At 40.1% G+C, this 16,586-nt stretch carries 15 protein-coding genes and 1 pseudogene; 8 read left to right on the forward strand and 8 right to left on the reverse strand.

Annotated elements, in window-relative coordinates; genetic code table 11:
• Positions 1-335: 335 nt before the first annotated feature.
• A pseudogene (locus PESP_RS18995) lies at positions 336-815 on the forward strand (IS5 family transposase); the annotation flags it as partial.
• Positions 816-1,236: 421 nt separating this feature from the next.
• Here PESP_RS18995 and PESP_RS19000 read toward each other — a convergent pair.
• On the reverse strand, positions 1,237-1,995 hold the full coding sequence (locus PESP_RS19000) for an IS5 family transposase (protein ID WP_089346266.1): 759 nt from the start codon (positions 1,993-1,995) through the stop codon (positions 1,237-1,239).
• 177 nt (positions 1,996-2,172) lie between these two features.
• Here PESP_RS19000 and PESP_RS19005 point away from each other — a divergent pair, with 177 nt between their 5' ends.
• Positions 2,173-2,766 (forward strand): thymidine kinase, encoded by a 594-nt coding sequence (locus PESP_RS19005; RefSeq protein ID WP_089349575.1) that lies wholly within the window; start codon positions 2,173-2,175, stop codon positions 2,764-2,766.
• On the opposite strand, the gene ltaE is transcribed toward PESP_RS19005, so the two are convergent.
• The gene (gene ltaE / locus PESP_RS19010) at positions 2,740-3,744 is read right to left on the reverse strand and encodes a low-specificity L-threonine aldolase (protein ID WP_089349576.1); all 1,005 of its coding nucleotides are present in this window, start codon (positions 3,742-3,744) and stop codon (positions 2,740-2,742) included. The two genes, PESP_RS19005 and ltaE, sit on opposite strands and share 27 nt — an antisense overlap.
• 45 nt (positions 3,745-3,789) lie before the next feature.
• Positions 3,790-4,722 carry a 23S rRNA (adenine(1618)-N(6))-methyltransferase RlmF gene (rlmF, locus tag PESP_RS19015; RefSeq protein WP_089349577.1) on the reverse strand — a complete coding sequence of 311 codons (933 nt, stop codon included), beginning with the start codon at positions 4,720-4,722 and terminating at the stop codon, positions 3,790-3,792.
• A 128-nt stretch (positions 4,723-4,850) separates the two neighbouring features.
• Here rlmF and PESP_RS19020 point away from each other — a divergent pair, with 128 nt between their 5' ends.
• Positions 4,851-5,753, forward strand: a complete 903-nt coding sequence (locus PESP_RS19020; protein ID WP_089349578.1) for an alpha/beta fold hydrolase — start codon at positions 4,851-4,853, stop codon at positions 5,751-5,753.
• A 200-nt stretch (positions 5,754-5,953) separates the two neighbouring features.
• On the opposite strand, the gene PESP_RS19025 is transcribed toward PESP_RS19020, so the two are convergent.
• The 3 genes from PESP_RS19025 to PESP_RS19035 all read right to left on the reverse strand — a co-directional run bounded on the left by PESP_RS19025 (position 5,954) and on the right by PESP_RS19035 (position 10,584).
• Positions 5,954-7,390, reverse strand: coding sequence for a tetratricopeptide repeat-containing sulfotransferase family protein (locus PESP_RS19025; protein WP_089349579.1), 1,437 nt, complete (start codon positions 7,388-7,390; stop codon positions 5,954-5,956).
• Positions 7,391-7,477: 87 nt separating this feature from the next.
• Complete coding sequence (locus PESP_RS19030; RefSeq protein ID WP_089349580.1) at positions 7,478-10,087, reverse strand: TonB-dependent receptor plug domain-containing protein; 2,610 nt, start codon at positions 10,085-10,087, stop codon at positions 7,478-7,480.
• 326 nt (positions 10,088-10,413) lie between these two features.
• Entirely contained in the window at positions 10,414-10,584 is a 171-nt protein-coding gene (locus tag PESP_RS19035; RefSeq protein ID WP_089349581.1) for an oxidoreductase-like domain-containing protein, read from the reverse strand.
• A gap of 104 nt (positions 10,585-10,688) precedes the next feature.
• On the opposite strand from PESP_RS19035, the gene PESP_RS19040 reads away from it, so the two are divergent.
• Both PESP_RS19040 and PESP_RS19045 read left to right on the forward strand, forming a co-directional pair.
• Entirely contained in the window at positions 10,689-11,111 is a 423-nt protein-coding gene (locus PESP_RS19040; protein ID WP_089349582.1) for a hypothetical protein, read from the forward strand.
• Between the two features lie 79 nt (positions 11,112-11,190).
• Positions 11,191-12,552, forward strand: coding sequence for a leucyl aminopeptidase family protein (locus PESP_RS19045; RefSeq protein ID WP_089349583.1), 1,362 nt, complete (start codon positions 11,191-11,193; stop codon positions 12,550-12,552).
• Positions 12,553-12,569: 17 nt separating this feature from the next.
• On the opposite strand, the gene gloA2 is transcribed toward PESP_RS19045, so the two are convergent.
• Positions 12,570-12,956 (reverse strand): SMU1112c/YaeR family gloxylase I-like metalloprotein, encoded by a 387-nt coding sequence (gene gloA2 / locus PESP_RS19050; protein WP_089349584.1) that lies wholly within the window; start codon positions 12,954-12,956, stop codon positions 12,570-12,572.
• 111 nt (positions 12,957-13,067) lie between these two features.
• Positions 13,068-14,147 carry a ketoacyl-ACP synthase III gene (locus PESP_RS19055; RefSeq protein WP_089349839.1) on the reverse strand — a complete coding sequence of 360 codons (1,080 nt, stop codon included), beginning with the start codon at positions 14,145-14,147 and terminating at the stop codon, positions 13,068-13,070.
• A gap of 219 nt (positions 14,148-14,366) precedes the next feature.
• Between PESP_RS19055 and PESP_RS19060 the strand changes: the two genes are divergently transcribed.
• From PESP_RS19060 to PESP_RS19070, 3 genes are read left to right on the forward strand one after another with little or no spacing between them, the layout of a single operon-like run.
• Positions 14,367-14,771 (forward strand): nuclear transport factor 2 family protein, encoded by a 405-nt coding sequence (locus PESP_RS19060; RefSeq protein ID WP_089349585.1) that lies wholly within the window; start codon positions 14,367-14,369, stop codon positions 14,769-14,771.
• Positions 14,772-14,819: 48 nt separating this feature from the next.
• Positions 14,820-16,061, forward strand: coding sequence for a HAMP domain-containing histidine kinase (locus PESP_RS19065; RefSeq protein ID WP_174694406.1), 1,242 nt, complete (start codon positions 14,820-14,822; stop codon positions 16,059-16,061).
• Positions 16,058-16,585, forward strand: a complete 528-nt coding sequence (locus PESP_RS19070) for a response regulator transcription factor (protein WP_089349587.1) — start codon at positions 16,058-16,060, stop codon at positions 16,583-16,585. The genes PESP_RS19065 and PESP_RS19070 overlap by 4 nt, the downstream gene beginning before the upstream one ends.
• Position 16,586: the final 1 nt, after the last annotated feature.

A 16,586-nucleotide genomic window follows, 5' to 3' on the forward strand; every position in this document is an offset into this window, starting at 1 on the left:
TGAAATTTGTTCAATCTAGGGGCGATTAAATCGCGGCGCGAGGTTTGTAACCTAGTGGGCTCGGTAACTGCTCCTGCGTTACCCTACTGGCTTACGTCCATGTAAGAATAAGTAAAAACCGAGCAAAGCTTACGCGTCCTGCTTACGCCCCTTACCTACATCCATTTAGGCAACAAAGAGTTTATCGCCGCTAGGCAGAACCCGAAGGGCAGCGCATGTTTGGTATTTATGCTGCGTTATCGCCTATTTATGTGGAATAACCACACTTCATAGGCTCTGCCTTGCCTAAAAACCAAACAATCTGCTGAAAATTTAACCATAAAAAATCAACACGTAGTATTGTGCGAGCACATCAACATAGTAGTGGTGCAAAGAGCGACAAAGATGAGTCGATAGGTAAAAGTCGGGGTGGCTTTTCAACTAAGATTCATCTGGCCGTTGATAGCTATGGATACCCAGTACACTTTGAATTAACAGGTGGTCAGCGAAATGACTTTGTTATGGCAGAAAGCCTAATAAAACATTCGCCTAAAAGTGACTATGTGATTGCTGATAAGGGCTACGATAGCCAATCAATTCGTGACTATGTAACTGAGCATGGAAGTGAGCCACTAATCCCTCGGCGTAAAGATAACACCAAGAAAAACAATGATATGGATTGGGATCTATACAAGTATCGACACTTAGTTGAAAATGCGTTTGCACGAATAAAGCACTTCAGAGCAGTATCAACTCGGTACGATAAATTAGAAAGGAACTATGCATCAATGGTTTCATTAGCATTCGCTATTATGTGGTTATCGATGCATACCTGACTAAAATACAAACAAAGATCAACAACCCCTAGGACGTGTTGATTTTTTATGGTTAAATTTTCAGCAGATTGTTTGGTTTTTAGGCAAGGCAGAGCCTATGAAGTGTGGTTATTCCACATAAATAGGCGATAACGCAGCATAAATACCAAACATGCGCTGCCCTTCGGGTTCTGCCTAGCGGCGATAAACTCTTTGTTGCCTAAATGGATGTAGGTAAGGGGCGTAAGCAGGACGCGTAAGCTTTGCTCGGTTTTTACTTATTCTTACATGGACGTAAGCCAGTAGGGTAACGCAGGAGCAGTTACCGAGCCCACTAGGTTACAAACCTCGCGCCGCGATTTAATCGCCCCTAGATTGAACAAATTTCAATCCGCAAAGTTCAACACGCCCTAGGGGTTGTTGATCTTTGTTTGTATTTTAGTCAGGTATGCATCGATAACCACATAATAGCGAATGCTAATGAAACCATTGATGCATAGTTCCTTTCTAATTTATCGTACCGAGTTGATACTGCTCTGAAGTGCTTTATTCGTGCAAACGCATTTTCAACTAAGTGTCGATACTTGTATAGATCCCAATCCATATCATTGTTTTTCTTGGTGTTATCTTTACGCCGAGGGATTAGTGGCTCACTTCCATGCTCAGTTACATAGTCACGAATTGATTGGCTATCGTAGCCCTTATCAGCAATCACATAGTCACTTTTAGGCGAATGTTTTATTAGGCTTTCTGCCATAACAAAGTCATTTCGCTGACCACCTGTTAATTCAAAGTGTACTGGGTATCCATAGCTATCAACGGCCAGATGAATCTTAGTTGAAAAGCCACCCCGACTTTTACCTATCGACTCATCTTTGTCGCTCTTTGCACCACTACTATGTTGATGTGCTCGCACAATACTGCCATCAATGAATAGCCATTCAGAATCAGTGATGAGGGCTAAATGTTTAAAAATAGTATTTAAAATGCCTTTCTTAGACCATAAGTTAAAGCGCCTAAACACAGTACTCCAAAGCCCAAAGTGTGGTGGTAAATCTCGCCAAGGAATTCCTGTGCGCATTCGATACAAAATACCTTCTAGCGTCATTCGGTGGTCAAATTTATTATAAACTCGACCACTATTGAGCATTAATTCTTTGAGCTTTAACCAGCGTTTATCTGTTAACATTGTTCTTGGCATAGCAACATCCGTTCTCGGTGGTATGTTTGATTTTTGGCGAAACCAATTATACCTTGTTGCTATGCCGTTTACTTTTTCAACAAAGATCAACACGCCCTAGGTTTAATAATGATATGAAATTGGTATTAATGGCATATTAAGGTAGCATAAGCGCACTTTTTCTCTTTAGGCACGGTAATGGCTCAATTATACTTTTACTACTCAGCGATGAATGCGGGTAAATCAACCACTTTATTACAATCGGCATTTAACTATCGCGAACGCGGTATGGAACCGGTTATTTTAACAGCTGCAATTGATAACCGTTCAGGGGTAGGAAAAGTATCATCGCGTATTGGCCTGCAGGCAGATGCACATATATTTGACGAATCTAAAAATGTATTTGATCTTATTAAAACGCTGCAAGATGAAAAAAAACGCCATTGTGTTTTAGTTGACGAGTGTCAGTTTTTATCAAAAGAGCAGGTGATGCAGTTAACCGATGTAGTCGATGAACTAGGTATTCCGGTACTATGTTATGGCTTGCGTAGCGATTTTAGAGGCGAGTTATTTATTGGCTCACATTATTTACTAGCGTGGGCCGATAAGCTAATTGAGCTTAAAACGGTGTGTCATTGCGGACGCAAAGCAAACCATGTGCTGCGTACGGATGAAAATGGCAATGCCATTGCCGATGGTAACCAAGTGGAAATAGGCGGCAACGACCGATACGTTTCGGTGTGCCGCAAACACTATAAAGCAGAATTAAATATGGGCCGACAAAGCATTTAAAAATGTATCAATATCTTCGCGTGTAATATCTAAATGCGTTACTAGCCTAAGTTGCTTGCTTGGGCTAATTAATATCCCTTTTTGTGCAAGCTCATTGGCAATTTTACTAATGTGAGTGTTGCCTGAGTAACTTGCATACACCATGTTGGTTGTATTGCTCATATCAACGCTAAAACCATTTAGCGCATTTAACTTAGTTGCCAAGTAGCGTGCATTAGCATGATCATCACTTAAACGGGTTACGTTGTTTTCAAGTGCATATTGCCCAGCGGCTGCCAGCATTCCTGCTTGTCGCATACCACCACCTAACACTTTTCTCCAGCGTCTAGCTTTGTTAATTAATTCTTGTGAGCCTAATAATAACGAGCCTATTGGCGCTCCTAAGCCTTTAGATAAACAAATTGAAACAGAGTCAAAGTGCTTTGTAATTGCTGTTATATCAACATTTAGCTCAACGGCTGCATTAAACGCGCGGGCACCATCTAAATGTAGCGCTAAATTATGCGTATTAACAAAGTCGCGAGCTTGGGCTAAGTACTCAAGCGGGAGCACTTTTCCACCAATGGTGTTTTCAAGGCTAAGCAAGCGAGTGTTTGCAAAGTGGCTATCGTCAGGTTTTATGGCTTCGGCAACCTTGTTAAAACATAAGCTACCGTTTTTTTCGTTTTCGATAGGTTGAGGTTGTATAGAGCCAAGCACGGCAGCGCCACCGCCTTCAAACTTATAATTATGGGCATTTTGCCCACAAATATATTCATCCCCGCGTTCGCAATGTGCCATTAACGCCAGTAAATTAGCTTGTGTGCCAGAGCTGCAATAAAGCGCGCCGTCAAAGTTAAAACGCTCACAGGCGTATGATTCTAATTGGTTTACGCTAGGATCATCGCCGTATACATCATCGCCAACAGGTGCATTATGCATTACATCGCGCATGGCTTTTGACGGTTGAGTAACGGTGTCTGAACGAAAATCTATCATTGTTGTTATTCCTTTATTAGTGCAGGCTTTATTATTTTTATGAGTTTACACAAACTCTTCAAAAATTTGCTCTCGGGTGGCCTTATCAAAATAACTCCACGCAATAAAGCGACTTATTTTTTGTCCCTGCGCCATATCTATAATTTTATATTCAGCAATAGGTAGCGTGCCTAGCTTTTCTTCTAATGCAGCAAGCGTTTCTTTTTTTGAAACGAGCGATGTAAACCATATAACTTGCTCTGCAAATTGCTCGCTTTCAGTAATCATATTACTGATAAACTTCTCTTCACCCCCTTCGCACCACAACTCATTATTTTGGCCGCCAAAGTTAAGGGTGTTTTGCGGAGCTTTACCTAAATTTTTCCATTTTCGCTCAGTGCCTTTGTTAGCCTCGTCCGCGCTTGCGTGAAACGGAGGGTTACACAAAGTTACGTGAAATAAATCTTTTTGATTAATAATGCCCTTAAAAATAGAAGATGCATTTTTTTGCTGTTTTAAGGTGATTTTTAAACCGTTAAACTGCGCAATTTGCTTAGCAATTTTTATTGAACTTGCATCTATATCACTACCCGTAAAGTGCCAGTTATACTCGTGGCTGCCTGTAAGTGGGTAAACTAAGTTAGCACCGGTACCAATATCAAGCGCTTTAATTTTACGCCCTGTAGGTATGTTTTGTTGGTGATCCGTGCTTAATAAATCGGCCAAGTAATGTATGTAATCTACTCGCCCTGGAATAGGGGGGCATAAGTTTTGATCCGGTATATCCCAAAACTCAATATTATAGTGCGCTTTTAACAGAGCTTGATTAAGCGTTTTAACTGCTTTGTTATTGCTAAAATCTATGCTTTTACTGCCCGCGGGTGTTACCACTATAAAGGGGGCTAACGCATTATGTTTTTCGCATAACATGTCTAAATCGTAGCCATTTAAGTGCTGATTGCGAGGATGTAACTTGTTGCTGTTTGATTTTGATTTCATAGCTTAAATTTAGCAATTTAATAATGACGCAATTGTATCAAATGCATAGCTAAAAAGTGCAACCATTTACTTTAGAATTAGTACGGCAGCTGGTAGGATGAGTTCATAAAAATTATAAAGGAAAATACGTGGCAATCACTCAGCAATCACATTTTGTTCAATTAGCCGAACAGCAAACGTTGCATTTACGTCGTATTGCGAACGATGAGCAATCAGGTCCTGTGGTGTTTTTAATGCATGGCGCAGTAGAAAACGGCAAAATTTTTTATACTCACAGTAATAAAGGGTTAGCGCCTTTTTTAGCAGAGCAAGGCTATTGTTGTTATGTAGCAGACTTACGTGGACGCGGAGAAAGTAAACCGCTTATAACTCGCCATTCAAAATATGGCCAAACAGAAGCCATTGTAGAAGATATTCCTGCTTTTATTAATCATATTGAACAATTAGAAGGTAAAAAGCCTGATTATTGGGTTGCCCATTCTTGGGGCGGCGTATTAATGAATAGCGTATTTGCGCGCTTCCCTGAATATTTAAAAGACGTTAAAGCCTGTGCGTATTTTGGCTCAAAGCGTTCACTGTTTAATAACCATCCTAAAAAGTTACTGCAAGCGAATGTTATTTGGTATTTTATGGCGCCATTACTTGCTAAAAAACACGGGTTTTTAAATGCCAAAGGTTATAAATGGGGCAGCGATAACGAATCGCAAAAGTCGCACTATCAAAGTATGCAGTGGGCTAAAAAACGCCCGTGGGTTGATAGCGATGATGGTTTTGATTACGCAAGTGCGTTAGCTAAGCTGCATGTACCGCCTACGCTTCATGTTGCAGCAGTAAACGACAAAGCTCTCGCACAGCCTATTGATATTAAGAAGTTTATAGCGGAGTCTGGGCCAGGCAAACAAACCTTAAAAATTTACGGTAAACGCCATGGTCACCATGTTGATTATGATCATATCAATATGCTTACCCACCCAAGCGCCCGTGATGAGCAATTTAGCGATGTACTAACCTGGTTTAATGATCATAGTTAACCTGAACTCTGGTTAAGAGATTTACTAACGTATTGAGTCAAAAGTGATATTTATGCTTATTCTCTCTAGCCAGAGATTTCCAGTGAAAACAAGGCGAAATTACGCGTCAATAGCTAGCCTATTGCAAGTGAATTCAACGCAGTTAGCGCTGAAAATAACTGCTTGAGATAGATTTATTATCCAGAGTTCAGGTTAGTTAATTAAGGTGTTTCATCTAGGAGTTTTAAAAGTGGTGTTTTATAGCGCTGCCAATGCGCCACTGCAGATGTATTTACAGGTTGCCTAATAGCTTGTTTGCTTAGCGTTGTTACGGCTGACTTTCTGGTGTAAAACTGCAAACACTGTGGCTCAAACTGGCAATTTAAGAACGAAAATAACGCGTTTAGTTGCGCTTTAGGCTCAGTTACTAATTGCTCATAACTCATATTATAAATGGCGATATCTGGTATGCTCTGCCAATGAACCATTAGTTCGGTATAAAGTGTGTGGTAGTGCTTAAACTCTGTTAAATCACAAAAGTAAGGCTCATTTTGAGCAAAGTAATTACTAAATACCGAAAAAGCAGTGGCGTTAAAATCCCTACTTAAATTTATAAACTTAGCGTTTGGAAATAGTAAATAAATAAGCCCAATAGACTGATAATTACTCGGTAACTTATTAATAATATAAGGGCGAATTGGCTGTGCTGTTTTTAATGTTTCAACATAAATATTACGCGCTTTAGCTATTAAATCACTCGTAAGCAAGCTTAAACATTCAGGGTAGGGCGTGTGGGTTTGTTGCTCAATAAAAGCCACTACCTGGTTACTAATGCTTGAGTTTTCACCAAGTGTTGTAAACTGCGAATGATTTGCCAGCATTTGCTCAAGTAATGTTGAACCACTGCGCGGCATGCCTATTATAAATACGGGGGTTATAGCGCTTTTGAATGCGCGATCAGCACTTTTGATTAGTGCAGGCGTATTTTGCTCTAAAATACGTTTATAAAAAGGGTTCAGCTGTGCGGTATTAAAATCAGTGAGTTTTTTTTGTAACTTATTAGCAAGTACGTAGTAATTAAACGCTTGTTCTGTATCGTCTAATTTATCGTAGCTCTTACCTAATGCGTAGTAACACACCATTTTTAAACGCAAGTTATTGGTTTGTGTTAAAAAGTGATGCAAATTACTTACGTAGTTGTGCTCTTTATTAAAGCGACCTAGCAGCACCAACTCAAATAATATGTAAGCTGTAACTGGGTATAACCCCATGCTGAGTGCATGAGCAAACGTAGTGTGTGCTTTGTCGAGCTCACCGTAATTTAAATAATGCTGGGCTAAGTAGTAATGAGGCTCAGGGTTATGACTTGCTATGCTTTTGGCGTATTCAAGCACTTTTAGCGCATCGTTAGGAGAATTAACGCCATTAAATGCATCAGCAAGCGCGTGTAGTGGCTCTAACATATGCGGTAAAAGCCCACATGCCTTTTGCAATAAATAAACCGCTGCATCAAAGCGCTCTAACCTAAGAGCTATCCTGCCTAAGCCAAATAATGCTTCGCCACTTTGCGGGTTACTATTTAAAATTGCTTTAAAATGAAACTCGGCTTCTTTGAGTTTATTTTCTTGGAGTAATTGGTTGGCTTTTTTAATTAGCATGATGAGGCATTATTGTTTTTTTAATTAATATAAAATAAAAAAGGCGAAATGTCTTAACATTTCGCCTTGGTTTATCATGAAAAAATATTAGAAAGTATAGGTCGCTTTTGCGTAGTAAAAGCCGCCGTTGTAATCAAATGGGCCACTTTCGTAATAGATACCACCAACAACAGCCCTTGAACCATAGCTGCCATCTGCCGAAACCTCTTGCAGCTTTTCAGCTTCGGTATCAAACAGATTATTGGCACCTATAGAAAGGGTTACCGAATCTGTTGCAAAATAACTTACTTCTAAATCAAATGTTACGGCTGCATCAGCAGTTTTAGACCAACCATACGTATCGCCAATATCAGGCTCGTCAGCATGAGTCGCAAAGTATTCGCCAAAGTAATTAGCACGAACAAACATACTTACATTTTCCCAATCTTGGGCAACAGTTAAAGTGGCCCTATGCTCTGGAATACCTTTCTCTAGGCGCTTCACTTTAAAATCTGAGGTATAATTGCCTGCGTTTACTACTTCGGTTGTATTGTAGTTATACGCTAAACTGAACTTAGTTGAGCCCTCTAACAAGTCCATTGAGTAGTTTGCTACTACGTCTGCGCCTTGAGTTGTTGTGTCAAAGTCGTTTGCAAAAAAGGTAATTGATCCACCAAGCAATAGCTCAGGATTTGGGTATAATCCTTGTAATGAATCAACATCATCTTGAGTAATAAATAACTTATCTGTTTGAGCAATACGATCATCTACTTCGATATGATACAAGTCGACAGTTAAGAAGAAGTCTCCACTTTGATAAACCCCACCAACAGCAAAACTTTGTGATTCTTCTGGGTCTAATTCCACTCCACCTTTTTGTACTGAAACAGGATGAGTAGGCGAGTAAGTTGCGGATTGAATTAATTCACCATTTACCAGGGATGTTTGGGTATTCACTACATTCGCTTGACCTACAGTAGGAGCCCTAAACCCCGTTGAATGAGAAGCACGTAAAGATAGCTCATCAGTTACTGAGTACTGTGCTGTTAGTTTATAATTAACAGTATCACCAAAAGATGAAAAGTCTTCATAACGTAAAGCTCCACCTACTAAAAAGTCTTCTGTCAGATAGGCTTCAACATCTAAGTATGCAGCTTTACTTTGACGCTTATAAATACCCTGAGATTCAGGTGAAAAGCCTGCAAAACCATGCGAACCAACACTAAAGCCTTGAGTAGCAAGGACCCCTTGCTCCCAAGAGTTTTCCTCACCAGATACAATTTCAAAACTTTCTTGGCGCCATTCAGCACCAAAAGCTACATTCATTGGATCATCAAGACCTACATCGTAAAGTTTTGCAATATCGATATTTAGTGCTTTCTCTAGCTGAATATATGAACCTGCTTCAAAAGAATTATCTAATGGTTGATCTGCACCTAGAGAAGGGTTAACTGTGTTTACTAGTGTATAAGTAGATTTATTTCTTCCTACAGAGGCGCTAATGTCGTATAGAGCTTCATTTAAAAAAGAGCCTGTCATCTCACCCTCAGTGCCCATTGTTAATGATGTATCATTAATTTCACCTGTAAATTGAGGAGTATACCCACCAGGAAATAACTCATTAAAGGCCCAACAATTATCATTGTTAGCGACATTATTGATGTAGTCATCTTGAGTAAGTACATTTGCACTTGTAATTGCAATATTAGGGCACGCATCAGCGTTACCGTCCATTGCTCCTACAAGTAAATCACCGTTACCGTCAGTATAGACACCTGAACGGTTTTGCGGGTTACGATAGTAGTAACCGCCTGTAGCAGTCCTATCAGAGTAATTACCAAACATGTAAAAACGACTGTTATCACTTATATCTAAACCAACATTTGCAAATAAAGTGATGTCATCTTCAAGTTCTGGATTACCCCATACTTGTGCAGGCGTTGCCACTGAATCATTACCAGCCTCAATTAGTGCGGTAGCACCAGGGCGTTGAAGTGTACGGCTAGTTGCATCTGCCGTTTTATATTGAAAGCTAAGATTTGCAAAGCCACTGTCTGTAAAAGGTAATCCAATATTACCGTCAACAACGGTTTGATCGCCGTCACCTTCATAGTATTGGCCTTGACGAATTGATACCGAACCGCCTTCAGATGCATCTTTTAAAACAAAATTCATTACTCCAGCAATGGCGTCAGAACCGTATTGTGCAGCAGCGCCATCTCTTAGTACTTCAACTTGCTTGAGTGCAACACTAGGGATCACAGAAATATCGGGGCCCTGAGCACCATCATTAACTCCTCCTCCTTGAAAAGCGATGACAGACGCTCTATGGCGACGTTTGCCATTGAGCAATATAAGTGTTGAATCCGATGATAATCCGCGTAAATTGACAGGCCTTACAAATGATGCAGCATCAGAAATTGGTTGCTGGCGGGCATTAAACGAAGGAACAGCTGCCTGTAACATATCAAGCATATCTGTAGAGCCATTTTTACTTAATTCATCACCACCTACGATATCGATAGGCACTGGTGAGTCTGCCACAGAGCGGGGGGCAGCCCTTGAACCAACTACAGCTATTTTTTCTACATTTTTATTAACTTTAGTTTCACTTTCCTCTGCTGCAATAACTGAGCCTGACATAAACAAACCAGCAGTGGTTGTTGTAGCTAAGGCAAATTTAATTGCTTGATTTAGCGCATTACTTTTAAGTTTCATTCTAATTTTCCCCAGTTAGAATATATTTTGTATGTAATGTGTTAATTAACATTACTTATTTTGTATTTTTGGACGTGTTCACATGGGGGAGTTAAAAGGCCAACCTACTTGACTTCTTAAAGCTAAAAGCCCACCTCATGTGAAGTCCTATCTACAGCCTATACATAAAAAACTAAGAGGGCAATTATTAATTAACGCTTTAATAACAAAAAGTTCAAAATAAAATAAATTTGCAACAATGGTGCAGTATGTAACTAATTTGAACTAATAAAGTGCGGTTTTTGCGCTTTAATGAAAATTTAATGCGTAACGAATGTTTTTATTTGTTATCGGTTTGTTTCTTGGTTGGTGTTTGAATGTGGTTTTTGCTCTTGCCATATAGCGAGTGCTTGCCTGTATTCGTCCCATACGCAAGGGCTGCAGCTGCCACCGCCACAGCATTCATCAGGTTTAGGTTTGTTAGGTTTAGTGAGTAAATTGTGTTCATTATTATTCATAACATATCATTGCTAAGCACTATAATGGTGCAAAAGCATAGAGTAAGGCGCTTATTAAGTAAATTATTCTTTGTGTAAATGCTACCCTGTGTGAAAATAGCCGAATGCGATTATATAAAGTTATTCACCGTGCGCCTTGGCGGGTAGTTAAAATTAGTAAAAAGCGCCAACAGCTTCGCTTTCGTCGTGCTATGGTGGCGCTTAAAATTGCGCTCGAACAAGAAAAACAAGAAACCAAAGAAATGCTCACTATTTATAGGCGCTACACGCAAGGCCAAACCAATAAAGAAGAGCTAAAGCGTGCTAATGAGCAATTTGTTGATATTTTAAAAGGGCTTGGCTTGGGCGTATTTGCATTATTACCCTTTGCACCGATCACTATTCCTTTGGTAGTAAAGCTTGGCAGCTTAGTAGGCGTTGATGTATTGCCTAGTTCGTTTAATATTAATAAGCCTGTTAAAGAGCTAGACGCCGAAATAGTTAAAGAAGATTTAAAACAACACACTAAAGAGCCAAATAAAGAATAAATCCTCCTAAATTAGCTATACCTTTTAGCTAGCCTTATTGATATGCTTAATTACCATTTTTTATTATATGAGCTTTTTAATGAGTGCATTACTTCGTCATACTTCTTCTGGTATTCCTTTATCTTTTATTCTTAAAAACGAGTTAACTGACTGGCAATCTCAACAACCTGCTTTTATTCAAACATGGTTAACCAATAGTGGTTTTGAAAAACAAGGCTTAGCGCTTGTGCCTGACGCGCAAACGGGTGAGTTAAGCCACGTATACTGTTTATTACACAGCAAAGAAGACTTTTGGGCTGCAGGCGAGCTTGCAAATAAATTACCGCTGGGCACGTATCAAATTCAAGGTGATGATGCCTTTATAGAGCAAGTGGCGCTTGGTTTTGTGTTAGGCGGCTATGAATTTAGCGAATATAAAGAAAAGCCAACTGCTAAAGCACAATTAGCCATTGCCGATGACGCGCTATATCAGCGTATTAAGCAACAAGCTGATGCTATTTATTTAGCACGTGATTTAGTTAACACACCAGCAGTAGATATGATGCCGCAGCATTTATCGCAAGTAATGGAAGACTTAGCCAATAATTACAATGGCGAGTTTACTCAGTGGATTGGCGATGAGTTATTAGAGCAAAATTACCCAACAATACATATGGTAGGTCGCGCAAGCGAAAACAAACCGCGTTTACTTGATTTAAAATGGGGCGCAAAAGATGCACCGCTTATTACCTTGGTAGGTAAAGGGGTATGTTTTGATTCTGGCGGGCTTGATTTAAAACCAAGCTCGGGCATGCGTAACATGAAAAAAGACATGGGCGGAGCAGCGCATGTAATTGCATTAGCACAATTAATTATGGCCGCAAACTTGCCAATTAGATTGCGTGTTTTAGTGCCAGCGGTTGAAAATGCGGTATCGCGAAATGCATTTCGCCCAGGTGATGTAATTAAAACACGTAAAGGTATTATGGTTGAAATAGATAATACCGACGCAGAAGGGCGTTTAGTATTGTGTGACGCGCTAAGCGAAGCACAAAATGATAACCCTGAGCTAATTATAGATTTTGCGACCCTTACCGGTGCTTGCCGTGTTGCTTTAGGTACTGAGCTACCTGGCTTTTTCTCAACAGAGCATGATGTAGCAAATGGTATTATTGATGCAGGAATGGATGTAAGCGATCCGGTGTGGCAATTGCCTTTATTTGATCAGTACAAAAGCTTTTTAAAGAGCGATGTAGCTGATATGGCAAACTGTGCAAGCACACCATTTGGTGGTGCAATTACCGCAGCGCTTTACTTAAAAGAATTTGTAGAGCCAACCACTCCATGGGTACATTTTGATGTTATGGCATGGAATTTACGTGCTTTACCTGGTCGCCCTACGGGCGGTGAAGCGTTAGGGATTCGTGCAGTATTTAATTACCTGCAAAGCCGCTTTAAGTAAAACCTATTATACGAGGGTTATACCTCGTATAGCTCAAGCGGTAGGTTATCTGGATCGGCAAAAAAGGTGAATTTTTTGCCGGTTATTTCATCCACTCTTATTTCTTCCACAGCGATATTTTGCACCTCTAAATACTGTTTTGCTTGGGCTACGCTTTTAACTTTAAATGCTAGATGCCGTAAGCCTTGCGCTTCTGGGTAGCTTGGTCTTGCAGGTGCTCCATTAAACGAAAAGAGCTCTATTTGGCTACCATCAGGCATGGCTAAATCTAATTTATACGAATTACGTGTAGCTCTAAAGTGCTCGTTAACAACTTCAAGTTTAAGTATGTTGCTATAAAAGTGTTTAGAACGCGCATAGTCACTGCAAATAATAGCAGCATGATGAATACCTAAAAGTTCCATGTAGTTATTTCCATTTAGTTAGTCCCATATAGTTAGTTCCTTAATTTCATTGTCCTTAAAAACAAAAACGCACCAAAAAGTGCGTTTATGTAGAGCTTATTACATGTGTTTTTAGCTTGGCTCAGCTTCTTTACATGCTTTAACTGCTGGGGCTACAAGCTCCAGGCCTGTTAGCTCACAAGGTGGCAAGGTTGCATCACTTACTTTAATAGGCGTTACACGCTCGCCCCATTTTATGTAGCTTGCTGCCCACGTTAAACCGGCGCCAAACGCTGCCGACATAATATTTGAGTGTGGTTTAATTAGCCCTTTTTCAACAGCTTCACATAATGCAATCGCAATGGTTGCAGCCGACGTATTACCGTAGTCAGCAATATTTACCATTACTTTTTCATCAGGTACTTTTAAACGATGCTGAATTGCTTGAATAATACGTAAATTAGCTTGGTGTGGCACTAATACGTTTATGTCATCAAGGCTTAAATTGGCTTGCGTTAATACATCATCACACGCTTCGCTCATGCCTTTAACAGCACGTTTGAAAATTTCACGGCCTTCAAATAGTAAGTCAGATGGACCAATTGGCTCATATTTATTTAAATCGCTACCAAAGTTGGTGATATGTAAAATATCTCTGTCTTCGCTGTCACAACCGGTTTTAGTACCAAGTAGGCCAGCAGGTGTGTCTGCGGCTTCTAGTACTACTGCACCTGCACCATCACCAAATAATACTGCGCTGTCACGACGTGCCCAGTTTACATACCAAGTCATGCGCTCAGCAGCAATAACCACCGCCTTTTTAATCATACCTGCTTGAATTTGTGCAGTGGCAGCTTGAAGTGCATATAAAAAGCCAGAACACGCAGCATTTGTATCCATAGCTGCAGCACCTGTAGCCCCAATATTTTTTTGCACCATAGAGGCAGTATTTGCCACTACGGTAGAAGGGGTACACGTTGCTAAAATAACTAAATCAATATCTTTTGCGTCAATACCTGCACAATCAATGGCGTGCTTTGCAGCAACGGTTGCAAGTTCAGCGGTACTTACATGACTAACTCTTCGAGACTTTATACCTGTACGTGTGGTGATCCACTCATCGTTGGTATCAACTATTTCGCTAATTTCATCGTTGCTAATGCTTGCTGGTGGAATGCATTTACCCCAACCAGTGATATGTGCGTAAGACATAGTGTGTTCTCTTAAAAGGTGGTCTGACATGTATTTCTAGTTGGGGAGTTATACCAAAAATTGCCCTTTAAGAGAAGTTATTACCCTATTTTGTCCCTTAAAGTTTTAATTTAGTGTAATTTTTGATTTATATACGAGGCATTTAATAATATAACCGTTCGAATTTAAAGCAAATAAAGGTATTATTAATTTAAGTTTGTACTGATAAAAGGGAAGTGAATGAGTAGCAAAATTAAAGCGTCGTTATTTAATCATTTAATAGATTCTGAGCGGCAACTATTAGACCCAGATGTACGCCAATCAAGGGATGCATTAAATGCCTTGCTCGATGATGAGTTTATTGAAATTGCAGCTAATGGCACTGTGTTCGATAAACATCATGTAATTACCCGCTTACCTACTGAAGTTGTGCCACAGTTTTATAATCAGCACTTTAAAGGGCGAATGCTTAGCGATGATGTAGCACAAATTAGTTATCAAGCTGCTTATAGGCGCTCAGCCAGGAGTGAATTTAATTATTCCCTACGTATGTCGCTTTGGCGTAAAAGTAACGAACAATGGAAAATGGTATTTCATCAAGGAACGCCGTGCGCGCTATTTACCATATCAATGGATGATGATTAACTGCTCTTATTAACGCTTTAAATTTTATAGGTAAACCACACCTTGTTTATGCAAACCGATCCTACTATTAGTCGCCTTTTAATGCTGCGTAGTGGCGCTATTGTTGTGCAGTTAATTGCTGTACTGAGCGTGTATTTTTTATTAGAGCACCAAATAGCGTTACTGCCTTTATTAGTGGTAATAGCGATAGAGGCTATATTTCAATTAGTGAGCGTATTTGCCTATCGAAATGTAAGCCAAGCTCGCCCTGTTGGCATGTTAATGCAGCTCACTGCTGATGTGCTGTTTTTAACAATTTTGCTTTCATTAAGTGGTGGCGCAACCAATGCGTTTGTGTCGTTACTGCTATTACCTATAATGATTGCAGCTGTAACGCTGCGTGAAAAAGGACTCGCTTATATAGCAGTACTTGCTATTGCCGCTTATAGCTTTTTATTAATTAGAATGCCCGATCATAGTATGCATCAAATGAATATGAGTGGGCACTTTATAGGCATGTGGGTAAATTTTGTTTTAAGCGCAAGCGTAATCGCCCTCGTTATTGGCGCTATGAGTAGAGCATTAAAAGAGCGCGAACGCACAATAGCCAAAGCTCGCGAAAAACAATTACGCAACGAGCAACTGGTAAGCCTAGATGGCGCAGCGGCGCAAATAACCCATCAACTCGCTACACCCATCGCTAACTTACAATTATTATTTGAAGAGCTTTTAGAAGAGCAACCAAATAACCCTGTCGCTCAGCAGATGCGAACGCCACTCAAGCAGTGTGCTACGCAATTAAACGACTTTAGAAAGCTCTCTGCACAGCTTCGTAATAAAAATACCAAAGAGCACACAACAGTTAGCCAACTGCAAACGCAAATTACCGACACATTATTACTGCAATACCCTGATCAGCACATTAATTGGTTAAGTGAGCCAATAGCAGCCACCTTAAAAAGTGATGCAATGCTATTACCTGCTATTCTCAATTTGCTACAAAATGCATGCATTGCTAATCAAAAAAATAACCAAACCGAGTTAGAGCTACGCTGGCAGCAAAATAATCAACATAGTGAATGTGTATATTTGCTAATTCGTGATTTTGGCAGCGGTTTTAGCCAATCACAGTTAGCAGAGCTTGGTGGGCAACTTATGCCTAGTAGCCAAGGTATGGGGCTTGCGGTTTTGCTTTCTAATGTAACGTTTGAGCGCCTAAACGGCTCGCTTACTTTGTATAATCATGCTGGTGGCGGGGCGGTTGCTAAAGTAAAATTAGCCATAGTAAATAATGAGCAGTCACATACATGAAATTACTTATAATTGAAGACGATATAAACCTAGCCAGCACCCTCGCTAGGCGTTTAACAAAACAAGGCTATAGTTGTGAGGTTGCGCATAATCAAAGTGATGCATTACTAAGTGCGCATAAATACTTGCCAGATTGTATTTTGCTCGATATGAAATTGGGTGACGATAACGGCCTTGCCTTAATTAAGCCACTGCGCAGCTTATTAGCGCAGGCGCATATTGTATTACTAACCGGATTTGCAAGCATAGCCACCGCAGTAGAGGCCATGCGTTTGGGCGCTGACGACTACCTTACTAAACCCGTTGATATGGCCTCATTATTAAAGGCGCTAAACAACGATTTAAATACGCAAAATGTGAGCAGTATTGTAACACCAGTTATGTCGCCAGAGCGTTTAGAGTGGGAGCACATTCAGCAAGTACTGCATAGTAATAATGGTAATGTATCGGCCACTGCGAGGCAGTTAAATATGCACAGGCGCACATTGCAGCGTAAGTTACAAAAAAAGCCGGTTCAGCAGTAAC

Origin of the sequence: Pseudoalteromonas espejiana DSM 9414, assembly GCF_002221525.1 — a bacterium.
Taxonomy (GTDB): Bacteria; Pseudomonadota; Gammaproteobacteria; order Enterobacterales; family Alteromonadaceae; genus Pseudoalteromonas; species Pseudoalteromonas espejiana.

Bases quoted from the DNA above. Each gene is read 5' to 3' on its own strand.
- PESP_RS19000 (WP_089346266.1), bottom strand. From the start codon at position 1,995: ATGCCAAGAACAATGTTAACAGATAAACGCTGGTTAAAGCTCAAAGAA.
- PESP_RS19005 (WP_089349575.1), top strand. From the start codon at position 2,173: ATGGCTCAATTATACTTTTACTACTCAGCGATGAATGCGGGTAAATCA.
- ltaE (WP_089349576.1), bottom strand. From the start codon at position 3,744: ATGATAGATTTTCGTTCAGACACCGTTACTCAACCGTCAAAAGCCATG.
- rlmF (WP_089349577.1), bottom strand. From the start codon at position 4,722: ATGAAATCAAAATCAAACAGCAACAAGTTACATCCTCGCAATCAGCAC.
- PESP_RS19025 (WP_089349579.1), bottom strand. From the start codon at position 7,390: ATGCTAATTAAAAAAGCCAACCAATTACTCCAAGAAAATAAACTCAAA.
- PESP_RS19030 (WP_089349580.1), bottom strand. From the start codon at position 10,087: ATGAAACTTAAAAGTAATGCGCTAAATCAAGCAATTAAATTTGCCTTA.
- PESP_RS19035 (WP_089349581.1), bottom strand. From the start codon at position 10,584: ATGAATAATAATGAACACAATTTACTCACTAAACCTAACAAACCTAAA.
- PESP_RS19040 (WP_089349582.1), top strand. From the start codon at position 10,689: ATGCGATTATATAAAGTTATTCACCGTGCGCCTTGGCGGGTAGTTAAA.
- PESP_RS19045 (WP_089349583.1), top strand. From the start codon at position 11,191: ATGAGTGCATTACTTCGTCATACTTCTTCTGGTATTCCTTTATCTTTT.
- gloA2 (WP_089349584.1), bottom strand. From the start codon at position 12,956: ATGGAACTTTTAGGTATTCATCATGCTGCTATTATTTGCAGTGACTAT.
- PESP_RS19055 (WP_089349839.1), bottom strand. From the start codon at position 14,147: ATGTCTTACGCACATATCACTGGTTGGGGTAAATGCATTCCACCAGCA.
- PESP_RS19060 (WP_089349585.1), top strand. From the start codon at position 14,367: ATGAGTAGCAAAATTAAAGCGTCGTTATTTAATCATTTAATAGATTCT.
- PESP_RS19065 (WP_174694406.1), top strand. From the start codon at position 14,820: ATGCAAACCGATCCTACTATTAGTCGCCTTTTAATGCTGCGTAGTGGC.
- PESP_RS19070 (WP_089349587.1), top strand. From the start codon at position 16,058: ATGAAATTACTTATAATTGAAGACGATATAAACCTAGCCAGCACCCTC.